Origin of the sequence: Mesorhizobium sp. M1027 (assembly GCF_040318745.1) — a bacterium.
Lineage (GTDB): Bacteria > Pseudomonadota > Alphaproteobacteria > Rhizobiales > Rhizobiaceae > Mesorhizobium.
Genome location: NZ_JAMYMW010000012.1, coordinates 145224 through 159166, shown reverse-complemented (window position 1 = coordinate 159166; position 13943 = coordinate 145224). Strand labels below are relative to the sequence as shown.

Sequence of the window (13943 nt, the reverse complement as noted above, 5' to 3'; positions counted from 1 at the left end):
ATCGCCTTGTTTGGCTTGCCTTCCGGGCCTGCTGGCATCTCACGCGGCTTGCCCGATCACGCCGGCATAGCCATTGGCCTCGAGATCGAGCGCAAGCGACTTGTCGCCCGACTTGATCACCTGGCCCCTGTAGAGCACGTGCACCGTATCGGGCACGATGTATTGGAGCAGGCGCTGGTAGTGGGTGATGACGACGATGGCGCGGTCCGGCGAGCGCAGCGTGTTGACGCCGTCCGCGACGATCTTCAGCGCGTCGATATCGAGGCCGGAATCGGTCTCGTCGAGGACGCAAAGCTTCGGCTCGAGAAGCTTCATCTGCAAGATCTCGGCGCGCTTCTTCTCGCCGCCGGAAAAGCCGACATTGAGCGGCCGCTTCAGCATCGCCATGTCCATGTTGAGCGAGGCCGCCGCGTCCTTCACGCGCTTGAGGAATTCCGGGATTTTTAGCGGCTCCTGGCCGCGCGCCTTGCGCTGCTCGTTCATCGCCACTTTCAGGAATTCCATCGTCGCCACGCCCGGTATCTCCATCGGATACTGGAAGGCGAGAAAGATGCCGGCGGTAGCGCGCTCGGCCGGATCCATTTCAAGGATCGACTGGCCGTTGTAGAGGATGTCGCCCTCGGTGACCTCATAGTCCTCGCGGCCGGCGAGGATATAGGACAGCGTCGATTTCCCCGAGCCGTTCGGCCCCATGATGGCGGCGACCTCACCGGCCTTCACCGAAAGATTCAGGCCGCGGATGATCTCGGTGCCGTCATCGACGATACGGGCATGGAGGTTTCTGATTTCAAGCATTATTTTCCACTTTCTTGTTCGCGGTGCCCGGCCTGCGACGGAACTTTTCTAAAAGCTCGAAAAGCGCGTACAAACTTGCTGGTGACCAACATCCAGCCAAAAAACCCAGCCGCGCTTAAGCCTGCAATCGAACCACCAATAGTTTTTGTCGAACTCAAGCCAAACACTGCGCCTATCAACGCCATCACAGCACCACCAACAGCCAATGTCAGCAAGAGCATCAGAACGGCAAATATCAAGCCTTCCATCCGCTTGAACAAATCCATGATCGCCGTTCCAGTTAACTCACCCAACACTCCCCTCAAGACTAATCCCGATCAGCTTCTGCGCTTCGACCGCGAATTCCATCGGCAGTTGCTGGATGACGTCCTTGACGAAGCCGTTGACGATCAGCGCAATCGCCTCTTCTTCCGGGATGCCGCGCTGCATGACGTAGAACTTCTGGTCCTCTGAAATCTTCGAAGTGGTCGCCTCGTGCTCGAACTGCGCGGTCGAATTCTTGGCTTCCATGTAGGGCACGGTGTGTGCGCCGCACTGATCGCCGATCAGCAGGGAATCGCAATTGGTGAAGTTGCGGGCGTTGGTCGCCTTGCGGTGCGCCGAGACCTGGCCGCGATAGGTGTTCTGCGAGAAGCCGGCGGCAATGCCCTTGGAGATGATGCGGCTCGACGTGTTCTTGCCGAGATGGATCATCTTGGTGCCGCTGTCGACCTGCTGATAGCCGTTGGAGACGGCGATCGAATAGAACTCGCCACTAGAATCGTCGCCGCGCAGGATGCAGCTCGGATATTTCCAGGTGATGGCCGAACCGGTCTCGACCTGTGTCCACGAAATCTTCGAGCGATGGCCGCGGCAGTCGCCGCGCTTGGTGACGAAATTATAGATGCCGCCCTTGCCTTCGGCGTCGCCGGGATACCAGTTCTGCACCGTCGAATATTTGATTTCGGCGTCATCGAGCGCGATCAGCTCGACCACCGCGGCATGAAGCTGGTTCTCGTCGCGTTGCGGCGCCGTGCAGCCTTCGAGGTAAGAGACGTAAGCCCCCTCCTCAGCGATGATCAGCGTGCGCTCGAACTGGCCGGTATTCTTCTCGTTCATGCGGAAATAAGTCGACAGTTCCATCGGGCAGCGCACGCCCCTGGGCACGAAGACGAAGGAGCCGTCGGTGAACACGGCCGAATTCAGCGTCGCGTAGAAATTGTCGGTGGTCGGCACGACCGAGCCGAGATACTTCTTCACCAGCTCCGGATGCTCGCGGATCGCTTCCGAGATCGAGCAGAAGATGACGCCGGCCTGCGCCAGCTCCTTCTTGAAAGTGGTGACGACGGAGACGGAATCGAACACCGCATCGACGGCGACGCGGCCCGACTTGTAGACGTTGTCGCTGGCTTCCTCGAGCTCCGAGGCATCGGTCTTCTGCACGCCGGCGAGGATTTCCTGTTCCCTGAGCGGAATGCCGAGCTTCTCATAGACCTTCAGCAATTCGGGGTCGACCTCGCTGAGCGAAGTCGGACCCGGCGTGCTCTTGGGCGCCGCGTAATAATGGAGATCCTGGAAATCGATTTTGGGATAGTGGACGCGCGCCCATTTCGGCTCGTCCAGCGTCAGCCAGCGGCGATAGGCTTCCAGGCGCCATTCCAGCATCCAGGACGGCTCGTCCTTCTTCGCCGAAATGAAGCGGATAATGTCTTCGCTCAGGCCCTTGGGGGCCTTGTCCATCGCGATTTCGGTCTGGAATCCGTATTTATACTGGTCGACATCGATCTTTCGAACTCGATCGATCGTCTCCTGCACAGCAGGCATCAGCGTTCTCCATCCACGCCGGGGTCAAGGCCCGGCAGTTTTCAAACTATGGCACCGCAAACGAGCACCCATCAGGCTCCTGAGGCGGCGTAAGTTTCATATAGTGCGTTCATGCCGGAAATTCACCCGGCCAAATTCGAACGCACGGCTCTACCAGGCCGCAAGGCCCTACATTTCGTCTGCCGCGCTCAGGCGGCTCGTTCCCTGTTCGCCTTTTCCTTACCGGCTTGCCGCGCGACGATCGACGCCAGCGCCGAACGAAACAGCTCGATATCTTCAGCGCTGGTCGCGTGGCCGATGGACACGCGCAACGCGCCAAGGCCGTCACCGTAACCCATGGCTTTCAGCACGTGACTCGGCCCGACTTTGCCCGACGAACAGGCCGATCCGGCCGACAGCGCCACACCGGCAAGGTCGAAGGCGATCTGCGCCGTCTCGGCCTTGATGCCGGGAATAGCGAAGAATGTGGTATTGGCAAGCCTTGCAGCGCCGGTCCCGAAGATTTCGGCGTCCGGAACAAGCGTTTTAACGATCGCCTCGATTTCGTCGCGACGCTGCCGCACCGCTTCGATCGAATGCAAGCCGGCAGACGCCTCGCTAGCGGCCGCGCCAAACCCGGCAATCGCCGCCAGGTTTTCGGTGCCGCCCCGATGGCCCTTTTCCTGGCCGCCGCCGCTGACCAGCGGTTTTGGCATCATCAGGTCCGACGCCGCGACAATGGCGCCGACGCCCTTGGGGCCGCCGATCTTGTGCGACGAGAGAATAAAATAGTCTGCGTAAGCTTCTGATATATCGAGCGGAATGCGGCCGGCTGACTGCACGGCATCGACGACCAGGATGCCACCCGCCGCCTTGACGATTTCGGCGATGCGGCCGACCGGCTGGATTACGCCGGTTTCATTGTTGGCAGCGTGGATGGCCACCAGCGGCAAGCCTTCGGCCTTGTCATGCTGGGCGAGAGCCTCGGCCAAAACGTCGAGCCTGACGACGCCGTCGGCGTCGACGCCGATCCGTATCACCTGCGCCGCTGGGAAACGCCCGCCGTTCAGCAGGCAAGGATGATCGGCCTCAGACACATAGAGCCGGCTCATACGGACAGCACCGCGCCCCATTTGCCAGTCCGGCGTCAGCAGCGTCGAGGCCGCTTCCGTCGCGCCGGAGGTGAATACGACATGCTCGGCCCTGGCGTTGACCAGTCGCGCCACATTGCGCCTGGCATCCTCGATCAGCCGCCGCGCAGCGCGGCCCTCGGCATGGACGGAGGACGGGTTGGCGGCGACGTCGAGCGCAGCGACCACCGCCGCGCGCGCGGCGGCAAGCAGCGGCGCGCTGGCATTGTAGTCGAGATAGGCGCGTGCTCCGGCCATTTCCGTCCAACTGGTCCCTTCAAAAGCCGTTCCGCGAAGATAGCGCGTTATTTCCTTGAAATTGCAAGGCAAGACGTCCTATTTACGCGGCTTGCGGCGCGGGTGGCCGAGCCACAGTTTTGGCCGCCCAGTTTTGAACAATTCTAAACTAGCTTCTAGAAAGACGCTCGCCCTGCGTCAAGGCCTAGGGAAAACTGGGGCCAGAGGAAAAGTCGTTCCGGGCGCCGCGCAATTTATGCCAAGTGGAGTATTTCATGCCTGAGGTCATTTTCACCGGTCCGGCCGGCCGTCTGGAGGGTCGTTATCAGCCCTCGAAGGAAAAGAGCGCGCCGATTGCCATCGTCCTGCACCCGCACCCCCAGTTCGGCGGCACGATGAACAACAAGATCGTCTACGACCTCTTCTACATGTTCCAGAAGCGCAATTTCACCACGCTGCGCTTCAATTTCCGCGGCATCGGCCGCAGCCAGGGAGAGTTCGACCACGGCACCGGCGAGTTGTCCGACGCCGCGGCGGCGCTCGACTGGGTGCAGTCGCTGCATCCCGATTCGAAGAGTTGCTGGGTTGCCGGCTATTCGTTCGGCTCGTGGATCGGCATGCAGCTTCTTATGCGCCGGCCGGAGATCGAGGGCTTTATCTCGGTCGCGCCCCAGCCCAATACCTATGATTTCTCGTTCCTGGCGCCATGCCCGTCGTCCGGCCTGATCATCCACGGCGACGCCGACAAGGTCGCGCCACCCAAGGACGTGCAGGGCCTGGTCGACAAGCTGCACACGCAAAAAGGCATTACCATCACCCAGAAGACCTTGCCCGGCGCCAACCATTTCTTTGCCAACCATGCGGAGCTTCTGATCGAGGAATGCGCGGACTACCTTGACCGCCGGCTGGCCGGGGAACTGTCCGACCCACGGCCGAAGCGGCTGAGATAATCGGCGATGTACCAACCGCCTCACTTCCAGGAAACACGGCCGGACGTCCTGCACGGGCTGATCCGGGCGCATCCGCTTGGCCTGCTGGTGTCGAACGGCACCGAGGGGCCGATCGCCAACGCAATTCCCTTTCTTCTAGACGCGCCCTCCCTGCTCAACGCGGATGTGCCGCCGAACGGCAGGCTGCGCGCCCATCTGGCCAAGGCCAATCCGCAATGGCGGCTTTTGGCCGACAATCCCCTGGTGCCGGTGCTGGTCGTCTTCCAGGGCGCCGACGCCTATGTGACGCCGTCCTGGTACGAGACCAAGCGTGAAACCGGCAAGGTGGTGCCGACCTGGAACTACGCCATCGTCCAGGTGCGCGGCATCGTCACGGTGATCGAAGACCAGGATTGGCTGGCCGAGCAGATTTCCGATCTGACGATGTCGCAGGAGGGCAGCCGCCCGGCGCCGTGGGCGGTGACCGACGCGCCGGCACCCTTCATCCAGTCACAGATCAAGGGCATCGTCGGCTTGGAAATCGAAATCACCGAAATCAGCGGCAAGTGGAAAGTCAGCCAGAACCGCCCGGCCGGCGACCGCGTCGGTGTCGCCGAGGGGCTCGAGAGCGAGACCGCCAACTCGGCCGACATGGTCCAGTTGGTAAGGTCCTACGGCGGGCTGGACGGCAAGTAGTCTTGCTTGCTTGCTCGACCGGTTCAGGCCGGTGGCGGGCTCAATCGACCTTGGTCATCGCCGCCTTGCGCTCGTTGGCGATCAGCCAGAGATTGCGGATATAGATCAACAGGCCCATGGCCTGGCCGGCGATGAACACCGGATCCTGACGCTGGATGGCGTAGATCAGCAGCAGGCCGCCGCCGAACAGCGAAAAGAACCAGAAGGCAATCGGCACGACGCTGCGCTTGGCTTTTTCCGACGCCACCCACTGCACCAGAAAGCGCATGGTGAAGAAGAACTGGGCGACGAAGCCGAGCAGCACCCAGGCATCGAATTGCTTGACGAAAACATCGTGAAGCCAGGTCGCCAATTCCTGAAGCACGTTACCCATGCCTGATTTCCTCTACTTTGGGCATTCTGCGGCGCCTGCGGCGCAGCCACCAGACGCCGGCAAGATCGAGCACGCCCTGAAGGCCGCGATCGAAGATGCCGTAATTCGATTTGCCGTGACGGCGGGAGCGGTCGACGACATCGCAATGGACGACGCGGTAGCCCTCCTGGATGACCAGCGCTGGAACAAAGCGATGGGTGCCGTCGAAGAAGGGCAATTTCCGCAAAATGTCGGTGTGAATCGCCTTGAGGCCGCAGCCGGTATCCCGCGTCTCGTCGTGCAGGATGGCTTTTCTCAGCCCGTTGGCGAAACGCGACGCCAGTTGCTTGATCTTGCTGTCGCGGCGCTTCAGACGCTGTCCCTGCGCGGCCCCGACTTCGGGACCAGCCTGCCGCAGCGCGTCGATCAACACTGGGATATAACCGGGGTCGTTCTGACCGTCGCCGTCAATGGTGGCGACTATATCGCCCCGCGCCGCCCAGGCGCCTGAGCGCACCGAGAGCGACTGTCCGGCGGATTTTTCATGCCTGAGATGGCGCAGCGGAAACCGGCGAAGCGCTGCCTCTGCTGCAAGCACCGAAGGCGTATCGTCTGTCGAGCCATCGTCCACGACGATGACCTCGAAGTCCCGCCCGGCCATGGCAGTGCCGATCTCGTCGAGCAGAAGCGGCAGGTTCGCCGCCTCGTTCCGGCAAGGAATGACGATGGATATCTCCGGCATCTCGACTCTGTCACAGGATATGGCATTCGATCGATGCCGCGCGGTCCAGAGGAAGAGCCCCGCTGGCGCGGCGCCTCATTACGCCAGCCGAAACAATGACGCAAGCAGGCCGCACGCTATCCGCGCGGACACAAAACCGGATTCCACTTTTGCTGATCGCGCAAAACCATCCGAAGCGTGATCGGACGCAAAACCGGATTCCACTTTTGCTGATCGCGCTTGAGTGCTAAACGCCCGCCTTCATGCATAGCCGGGCCGCGTTCGGCCGGAAGCTTTTCGGGAAAGAAAATGTCCGCCTTCAAATCCGATTTCCTGCGCACCATGAGCGAGCGCGGTTTCATCCACCAGACCTCGGACGATGCCGGCCTTGACCAGCTTTTCGCCACGGAAACGGTGAGCGCCTATATCGGCTTCGACGCCACCGCGAGGAGCCTGCATGCCGGGTCGCTGATCCAGATCATGATGCTTTACTGGCTGCAGCAGACCGGCCACCGGCCGATCGCGCTGATGGGCGGCGGCACCTCGATGATTGGCGATCCGTCGTTCAAGGACGAGGCCCGCAAGCTTTTGACGCCGCAGGATATCGAGAACAATCTCGCCGGCATCCGCCGCAACTTCATGCCCTACCTCAAATTCGGCAGCGGCCCGAACGGCGCCGTCATGATCAACAATGCCGACTGGCTGATGGATATCAACTACGTCAATTTTCTGCGCGATGTCGGCCGGCATTTTTCGGTCAACCGCATGCTGGCCTTCGATTCGGTCAAGCTCCGGCTGGATCGCGAGCAGTCGCTGTCGTTCCTCGAATTCAACTACATGATCCTGCAGGCCTACGACTTCGTCGAGCTCTACAAGCGCCTCGGTTGCCGGCTGCAGATGGGCGGCTCCGACCAGTGGGGCAACATCGTCAACGGTATCGATCTCGGCCATCGCATGGAAGGCGCGCAGCTTTATGCGCTGACGACGCCGCTGCTCACCACCTCGTCTGGCGCCAAGATGGGCAAGTCGGCCTCGGGCGCGGTCTGGCTCGATGCGGAGATGTTGAGCCCGTACGACTTCTGGCAATATTGGCGCAACACCGAGGATGCCGATGTCGGCCGTTTCCTCAAGCTCTACACGACCTTGCCGCTCGCCGAGGTCGCGCGCCTCGAACGGCTCGGCGGCTCGGAGATCAACGAAGCCAAGAAGATCCTCGCCACCGAAATCACCGCCATGCTGCATGGCCGCGGGGCGGCAGAGGAGGCCAGCGAAACGGCGCGCAAGACGTTCGAAGAAGGGGCGCTCGCCGAAACACTGCCAACAGTCGAGGTGGGCAGGGCCGATCTTGAAGCCGGCGTCGGCATATTGTCGCTGTTCGTCACCGCCGGGCTGGCTGCGTCCAACGGCGAGGCACGGCGGCATATCCAGGGCGGCGCCGTGCGCCTTAACGACCAGCCCGTGTCAGACGACCGCAGGATCGTGACGCTGCAGGATCTTGGCCCGGAGAACGTCGCAAAGCTGTCGCTCGGCAAGAAGAAGCACGTTCTGGTGCGGCCGGTCTGACCAGGGCCCGCCCTTCCTGTTAGATCTTTTCCGAAACCGGTTTCATCTTGCGGCGCTGGACCTTAGGTTCGGAATCACGGCCGAGGTTAATCAGCTAGCTCCCGAGAATGGCCGAGATGCCATTCGTCTCATCGATCGGAAGGAGCAGGTAGCGCGGGACGTTCTGCGGCGCTTCGATGAACGTCTTGTTCGGGGCCGGAAGCGGACCGCCTGCTCGTAGAAACGAGATCTATACAAGCTGACATTAAGTTCCGCGCGAGCAGCCTCCTGATCTGATCCAAAACGGTCCTTGCCGAGACTGATCCATTGCCTGAAAGCGGACGTAGGTAGAATCGGTGCGCCTGCCCCGGCTTAGGCGACGTTGCGGACGTCCGTTCTCCAAAGTTGTTACGCCGGGTGGACGGGGATGCACGTGCAAGCTGGGGTCAGAACGGGTTATCAACGCGCTTGTCCGCAGCAAGCGCTTCATAATCATGCAATCGCCTCTGTTGTGCGTGACAGGAGGTCTTCCGCCAGCCGTGACGCGGCCTCTCGCGCATCCTGGCGAGCCGCATGATCAATATCGGGTCCAAAGAGGGTCTTCTGGATGATTAGACTGCGGACATCTTCGATACCGATGAAGCGCAACCACGCTTGTATATAAGGTTTTTGAAAATCGAAGCGCTGCGCCGGAGTGATAGATTGCGCTGCATAGTCGAGACCTCGCGCGTAGACTACCACTGCGATCTTATCCCGGAGCAGTCCTCCGAACCCGTGTTCAGGATCGAACGAGAAAAGGATGTCCTTCTGCGATACCAGGTCGATGAAGTGCTTGAGCTTGTAGGGAATGCTGAAATTCCACAGAGGCGTCGACAGCAGGACAATATCCGCCCAGTGCAGTTGTTGCGCCAACTCTTGCAATGTGGCCCATGCCTGCTGTTGAGAAGGGGTAAGCGGCGCGCCGCTGAGCCCCGCATATTTGGCCAACATCGCGTCCACACCGAATTCTGGGAGGTCGACATCCCATAGGTCGAGCGTTGAAATCTCCAAGTCGGGTCGTCGAGCACGATAGCTTTGAACAAAGGCGTCGGCGACCTCACGCGAGGCGGAACGCTCTTTGCGGGGCGAGGAAACGATATGCAGTAGCTTGGTCATGGATCACCCTTGCTCATTGTGACGAACCACATTGCGTCATATTTCAATTCGATATAGAAATTGAGATTATCGACGATATTAATCATGGATCAGAATATATGTTGGAATTGGTCCTGCTCAGGACGTTCGTCGCCGTGTTCGACGAAGGCGGCTTCAGTCGGGCAGGAGCGCGACTAAACCTTACGCAGTCGGCCGTCAGTGGGCACCTGCGCCGTCTCGAGGAGCAGGTCGGAAAGCCCTTACTCAACAGGACGACGCGCTCGCTGGAGATGACACCCGATGGCGAGCGCCTGCTCGCCTATGCCCGGGCGATGCTCGCCCTTAACCGGGATGCTTTGGCCGATCTGGCGCAGGCACCCTTTCACGGCAGGGTTCGCGTCGGCCTCTCGGAAGACTTCGCACAGGTCCCCATCCTTCGCGCCTTGCAGGCATTCGGCGCTGATCGCCCCGGATTGCAGGTCGAGGTGCAAGTCGGGATTCCGAGTGCGCTCCTCTCGAAGATGAAGGAGGGCAACATCGAACTGGTGCTCGGATCACAATGTGAGGGTGAGGAGATGGGGCGCCTCCTGTGGCGCGAGCCTCTTGTCTGGGCATGGGGGGATCGTACCGGCGTGAATCTTCCGGACCCGCTGCCGTTGGCGGTGTTGCCGGAACCTTGCCCCTACAGGGAAGTTGCTCTTGAACGGCTTGCCAAGGCCGGGATCAGCCAGCGCACGGTGATGATCTGCGCAAGCAACTCCAGCCTGAGGGCGGCTGCCATCTCAGGCTTTGCTGTAGCGCCGATGATCGCCAGTCAGCTGAGAAACGGCCTGGTCAGGGTACCCGAAAGCCACGGTCTGCCAGAGTTACCAGAAGCGGAGTTCAGGCTATTTGCCGCATCGAACGGCGATACCTCCGTCCTCGAAGAACTGGCGGGGGCCATCATGAATGCCGTTCCTCGAAGGCACGCTGGCGAGGAGTGATCCTGAACTCGCACCGACGTCTGCTTTATGGCTAGTTCCGAATGTCCAGAAATGGCGCAACTGCGACCTCCATCATGGTCACCAACTATGTCTGCTGTCAGGCAATGGTAACAGTCACCTCAATGGCCGAGATTGCGGCGCAAAGCGGCCATTTAAGCCCGGGCTGACGTCAGTCGCCTTTGGATCATGGGCGTGAATTCGCGGGCGGACGAGCGGCCGCTTGAGATCAAAACTCGGTCGCTCGAGGTAATTGGGTTTTGACCTCACCGATACTCGAAGATCGACCTGAAAATCCCGGGCGCTATCACCGATAGCGGATTGACCTCTAGGTTGGGCTTGTTGGCGTTGCCCTTGAGCCTGTAGGTGACGCCGATCAGGCCGCGGTCGCGGCCGTTGCCGAGCAGCGCGCCGATCAGCGGCAGTTCGCCGAAGATGCGGTTTACGCCGTAGGCCGGCATGAACGTGCCGGTCATGTCCATGTTGTTGTTCTGGTCGTAGAGCGTGCCCTGGAAGGTGGTGCCGATGCGCGGGCCGCGCAGCACGCCGTTGCGCAGCTTCAGATAGCCACTGCCCTTGTCGATCTCGCTGAAGCCGCGCTCGAACTTCACCCTCGACGTGTCGAGATTGCCTTTGACCGCCTCGTTGAGGCTGCGGCTGTCGCCGGCCGGCGTCGTCGACACGATCGAGGCGAGCTTCGGCTCATTGACGACAACGAAATTCCTGGCGTCGACCTGGCCCTTCATCGGCCCGTCGCCGGCCCCGGTGAGCGCCAACGTGATCGAGCCGCCTTCCATATGCTCGTAGATGTTGAGGAAGCGCAGTATGGCGCCGGCGTCGGCCGACTTCATGTTGAGCGTTCGCAGGCCGCCGCCGGTCGTGTTGCTGACGGTGATCGCGGCTCCCGAACTTGCGGTGGCGCTCACCTTGAGCCCGTTCACTCTGGAGCCGGCGGCGCTGTAGTCGAGCTTCAGATTCGACAGCACCTCGTCGTGGAAGCCGGTCAGGGAGCTGACGTCGGCGCTGACCGAGATCGCATCGACGCCGGTGGTCTTGGTCGCGGTATCGACATCGGACGTGAATTGCTTGATCAGCGAGCGTGCGTCCAACGCGCTGCCGCTGACCTCGACCGCATAGGTCTTGCCCGACCGCTTCACCGAGACGGCGACGTCGTCGCCCCTGTTCAACGTGACCTTGCTGAACCGGGCCGAGGACAAGGCGCCGTTAATCAGCACGGCGCTGCCGTCGATGGAGAAGGTCTTGCCGTCGAGTTCGAAATTGGACAGCGTCGTGGTGTCGCCGGTCTTCGCCATGGCGAAGACGACCTTGGCGGGAATGCCGGGGCCCTTGCTCCAGCCGGCCCAGGGAATGTCCAGCCTGGCATTGGTCAGGTCGGCCGATACGTTCTGGTTGCCGGCGCCGCTCTTGTCGATCGCCACCTTGATGGTTCCGGAAAGCAGCGTCGACAGGCCAGGCATGGCGCTGGCGCGCGTCTTGTCGTCGAGCAACAGCGCTACTTTACGACTGCGCGGCGGGCCGCCATCCCTCAGCGGCTCAATCAGGTCGAGCTCGGCCGGAATCCCGTTGAGCAGTGCCTTGGCCGAGATCACCGCCCGGTCGGGCGCGACCGTGATCGAGCCGTCGGCATGGCTGACCGTCTGGCCCTCGAACGGCTTGCCCAGCGACAGGTCCTTGTAGTCGAGCGCCACCAGCCAATCGAGTTTGGACGAGTCGACACCGGACTGCAGCGGAATATCAGCCTTGACGTGGCCGGTCACCGTGCCGGACAGGTCGTCCGGCAGCAGGCCGACATGGCGCATGGCGTTGATCGGGTCAAACGATGCCAGTTCGGCGATTGCCGGCGCCTCGCCGGCGACATCGATGTCGAGCGCGCCGATCACCGGCGGATGGTTCGCCGCCTTGACGGTGAGCGTGCCGTTGCTTGCCGCCACGGTGCGGCCGCTCGGCATATAGACGCTGCCCGACGACAGCGCGACGTCGACGTCGTTGCCGTGGAAGCCGACGACGCCGACGGCATCGCGGATCGGCGGAATGCGGCCGGCCGTATCGAAGCGCGATCCTTCGACCTGGAACCGGCCGAACACTTCATTGGCGGAAAGCGGCACGCCGTTGCCGAGCCGTCCGGGTACGACCTGGAACTGCAGGCTGCCATCGACGACGCGACCGCCGAACAGGTTCTTAAGCACCCACAGCCTGGCATTGCGCGCCGAAAACCACGGCCATAATTGCTTGACGTGCGAGACCGGCATGTGGTGGACATTGAGCGCCACCGATATGCCCGGCGCCTGGTTGGCGACGAATGAAACCGAAGCCGTGCCCAGCACTTCGCTGCCCGGTCCGGACCGGACGCCGATCTGCTCGGCGATCAGCTTTTGGCTCGTCGGCTGGTAGACGCCGGCAATACGGGCGATGAAGCTGAGCGCCGGCTCCGGCGAATCCGAAGGCGCCAGGGTCGAACCGTCGCTGGTGAGGTCGTAACGATAGGATGGCTCCTCGCCGGCTGTGCCGGTAGCCGGCTTCGGCCCGATCGAACCGGCGAAATCGAAGGTCGAGCGGCCGGTTTTCAGCAGCAAACTGTCGACCTGGATCTTGTTCGACCCGGCGACGAGCGTCGCATCGAGATCGATATCGGCCGGAAGCAGGCCGCGCGAACCGAGATCGAGCACCGATCCGGTCAGCGACAGGGCAGCGGTCAGCCGCGAACCGTTGTCGCCGGTTCCTTCCGACCCCGCCAGCTTCAAGGCGATCGCACCCAATTTGCCACCTGCCGCAGTGTCGGCGTCCGCTGCCTGGATGCTGGCGTCCAGCGTGGTGATGCGTCGCGTCGCCGGATCGCGGGTGGCGGAAGCGGCGATGGTGAGCGCCCTGCCGTCGACATCCGCGTTGGATGAAAACTCCATGCTTCCCGGTCCCGATTGCGAGACTGAGGCGTCGGCGATGGTGACCGACTCGACAGATCCGGTCTCGGGCAGTACCAGCTCGACGTTGCGCAGATCGATCTGGCGCATCGAATCCTCGCGCACCGCATCGAGCGCCCGGTTGAGGTTGGCGAAGACGGCGGCGGAAAGTTTTTCCGGATCGATGAGGCCGTCCTGGTTGCGTAGCTCGGCCGTCCAGTCGCCACCGGACGGCATCGCCGCCATGACGATGTGCGCGTCGGAAATCCGGGCACTGGTCAGCCGCACCTCGCCCGAAAGCAACGGGATCAGCCGGATGCCAAAGCGGACCCGGCCGGCGTCGGCCATCGGTTTTCCGTCGGCGGTCTTGAGGCTGACGTCGCTGACCTGCAGCGCAATGAAGCTCGACCCGTCAAGCGTCAGCCGGGCCGGCCCGACGGCAACGTCGACATCGAAGCCTGCCAACTTCTCGATTGCCGTTTCGGCTTCCGCGCGAAGCCGCTCCGAGCCGAAGCCGGATACGCCGATCGCGTAGACGCCGGCGGCAGCCAGCAGCACAAGGGCGACGAGGCCGGCAAACAGCCGCGCCATCAAACGGACGCCGCGACCGATCGACGCCTGGCCGAGCGGCGGGACGCGGCACGCGGACGGAAAGGTTCCCAGGTCGGTGATCTCGTCACGCCTGAACCTGATCTTCTCGTGCTGCGGTAGCTCCTGATCCACGCAA

Annotated in this window: 13 protein-coding genes; 4 read left to right on the top strand and 9 right to left on the bottom strand. The window is 61.9% G+C overall.

Annotated elements, in window-relative coordinates; genetic code table 11:
• Positions 1-39: 39 nt before the first annotated feature.
• The 4 genes from sufC to NKH50_RS22720 all read right to left on the bottom strand — a co-directional run bounded on the left by sufC (position 40) and on the right by NKH50_RS22720 (position 3965).
• On the bottom strand, positions 40-795 hold the full coding sequence (sufC, locus tag NKH50_RS22735; RefSeq protein WP_352506445.1) for a Fe-S cluster assembly ATPase SufC: 756 nt from the start codon (positions 793-795) through the stop codon (positions 40-42).
• A complete protein-coding gene (locus NKH50_RS22730) occupies positions 795-1061 on the bottom strand; it encodes a hypothetical protein (RefSeq protein ID WP_352820843.1) in 267 nt (88 codons plus the stop codon). The genes sufC and NKH50_RS22730 overlap by 1 nt, the downstream gene beginning before the upstream one ends.
• A 19-nt stretch (positions 1062-1080) precedes the next feature.
• Positions 1081-2598 carry a Fe-S cluster assembly protein SufB gene (sufB, locus tag NKH50_RS22725; protein ID WP_352881103.1) on the bottom strand — a complete coding sequence of 506 codons (1518 nt, stop codon included), beginning with the start codon at positions 2596-2598 and terminating at the stop codon, positions 1081-1083.
• A gap of 188 nt (positions 2599-2786) precedes the next feature.
• Entirely contained in the window at positions 2787-3965 is a 1179-nt protein-coding gene (locus NKH50_RS22720; RefSeq protein ID WP_352881101.1) for a cysteine desulfurase family protein, read from the bottom strand.
• Positions 3966-4219: 254 nt separating this feature from the next.
• On the opposite strand from NKH50_RS22720, the gene NKH50_RS22715 reads away from it, so the two are divergent.
• Positions 4220-4894, top strand: a complete 675-nt coding sequence (locus tag NKH50_RS22715; RefSeq protein WP_023674683.1) for an alpha/beta hydrolase — start codon at positions 4220-4222, stop codon at positions 4892-4894.
• A gap of 6 nt (positions 4895-4900) precedes the next feature.
• The gene (locus tag NKH50_RS22710; RefSeq protein ID WP_352703043.1) at positions 4901-5569 is read left to right on the top strand and encodes an FMN-binding negative transcriptional regulator; all 669 of its coding nucleotides are present in this window, start codon (positions 4901-4903) and stop codon (positions 5567-5569) included.
• 40 nt (positions 5570-5609) lie between these two features.
• On the opposite strand, the gene NKH50_RS22705 is transcribed toward NKH50_RS22710, so the two are convergent.
• The 3 genes from NKH50_RS22705 to NKH50_RS22695 form a co-directional block, all read right to left on the bottom strand.
• The gene (locus NKH50_RS22705) at positions 5610-5942 is read right to left on the bottom strand and encodes a lipid-A-disaccharide synthase N-terminal domain-containing protein (protein WP_023674681.1); all 333 of its coding nucleotides are present in this window, start codon (positions 5940-5942) and stop codon (positions 5610-5612) included.
• The gene (locus NKH50_RS22700) at positions 5935-6663 is read right to left on the bottom strand and encodes a glycosyltransferase family 2 protein (protein ID WP_352477338.1); all 729 of its coding nucleotides are present in this window, start codon (positions 6661-6663) and stop codon (positions 5935-5937) included. The genes NKH50_RS22705 and NKH50_RS22700 overlap by 8 nt, the downstream gene beginning before the upstream one ends.
• A 116-nt stretch (positions 6664-6779) precedes the next feature.
• A complete protein-coding gene (locus NKH50_RS22695; RefSeq protein WP_352649116.1) occupies positions 6780-6965 on the bottom strand; it encodes a hypothetical protein in 186 nt (61 codons plus the stop codon).
• Between NKH50_RS22695 and tyrS the strand changes: the two genes are divergently transcribed.
• Positions 6952-8205 carry a tyrosine--tRNA ligase gene (gene tyrS, locus NKH50_RS22690; RefSeq protein WP_352703045.1) on the top strand — a complete coding sequence of 418 codons (1254 nt, stop codon included), beginning with the start codon at positions 6952-6954 and terminating at the stop codon, positions 8203-8205. The genes NKH50_RS22695 and tyrS overlap by 14 nt on opposite strands.
• A gap of 471 nt (positions 8206-8676) precedes the next feature.
• Here tyrS and NKH50_RS22685 read toward each other — a convergent pair whose 3' ends face one another.
• Complete coding sequence (locus tag NKH50_RS22685; RefSeq protein ID WP_352689357.1) at positions 8677-9339, bottom strand: FMN-dependent NADH-azoreductase; 663 nt, start codon at positions 9337-9339, stop codon at positions 8677-8679.
• Positions 9340-9437: 98 nt separating this feature from the next.
• Here NKH50_RS22685 and NKH50_RS22680 point away from each other — a divergent pair, with 98 nt between their 5' ends.
• Positions 9438-10301: a LysR family transcriptional regulator gene (locus NKH50_RS22680; protein ID WP_352881098.1), complete on the top strand. Its 864-nt coding sequence runs from the start codon at positions 9438-9440 to the stop codon at positions 10299-10301.
• Positions 10302-10564: 263 nt separating this feature from the next.
• On the opposite strand, the gene NKH50_RS22675 is transcribed toward NKH50_RS22680, so the two are convergent.
• The gene (locus NKH50_RS22675; protein ID WP_352881096.1) at positions 10565-13939 is read right to left on the bottom strand and encodes an AsmA-like C-terminal region-containing protein; all 3375 of its coding nucleotides are present in this window, start codon (positions 13937-13939) and stop codon (positions 10565-10567) included.
• Between the last annotated feature and the right edge of the window lie 4 nt (positions 13940-13943).

Bases quoted from the DNA above. Each gene is read 5' to 3' on its own strand.
- sufC (WP_352506445.1), bottom strand. From the start codon at position 795: ATGCTTGAAATCAGAAACCTCCATGCCCGTATCGTCGATGACGGCACC.
- NKH50_RS22730 (WP_352820843.1), bottom strand. From the start codon at position 1,061: ATGGATTTGTTCAAGCGGATGGAAGGCTTGATATTTGCCGTTCTGATG.
- sufB (WP_352881103.1), bottom strand. From the start codon at position 2,598: ATGCCTGCTGTGCAGGAGACGATCGATCGAGTTCGAAAGATCGATGTC.
- NKH50_RS22720 (WP_352881101.1), bottom strand. From the start codon at position 3,965: ATGGCCGGAGCACGCGCCTATCTCGACTACAATGCCAGCGCGCCGCTG.
- NKH50_RS22715 (WP_023674683.1), top strand. From the start codon at position 4,220: ATGCCTGAGGTCATTTTCACCGGTCCGGCCGGCCGTCTGGAGGGTCGT.
- NKH50_RS22710 (WP_352703043.1), top strand. From the start codon at position 4,901: ATGTACCAACCGCCTCACTTCCAGGAAACACGGCCGGACGTCCTGCAC.
- NKH50_RS22705 (WP_023674681.1), bottom strand. From the start codon at position 5,942: ATGGGTAACGTGCTTCAGGAATTGGCGACCTGGCTTCACGATGTTTTC.
- NKH50_RS22700 (WP_352477338.1), bottom strand. From the start codon at position 6,663: ATGCCGGAGATATCCATCGTCATTCCTTGCCGGAACGAGGCGGCGAAC.
- tyrS (WP_352703045.1), top strand. From the start codon at position 6,952: ATGTCCGCCTTCAAATCCGATTTCCTGCGCACCATGAGCGAGCGCGGT.
- NKH50_RS22685 (WP_352689357.1), bottom strand. From the start codon at position 9,339: ATGACCAAGCTACTGCATATCGTTTCCTCGCCCCGCAAAGAGCGTTCC.
- NKH50_RS22680 (WP_352881098.1), top strand. From the start codon at position 9,438: ATGTTGGAATTGGTCCTGCTCAGGACGTTCGTCGCCGTGTTCGACGAA.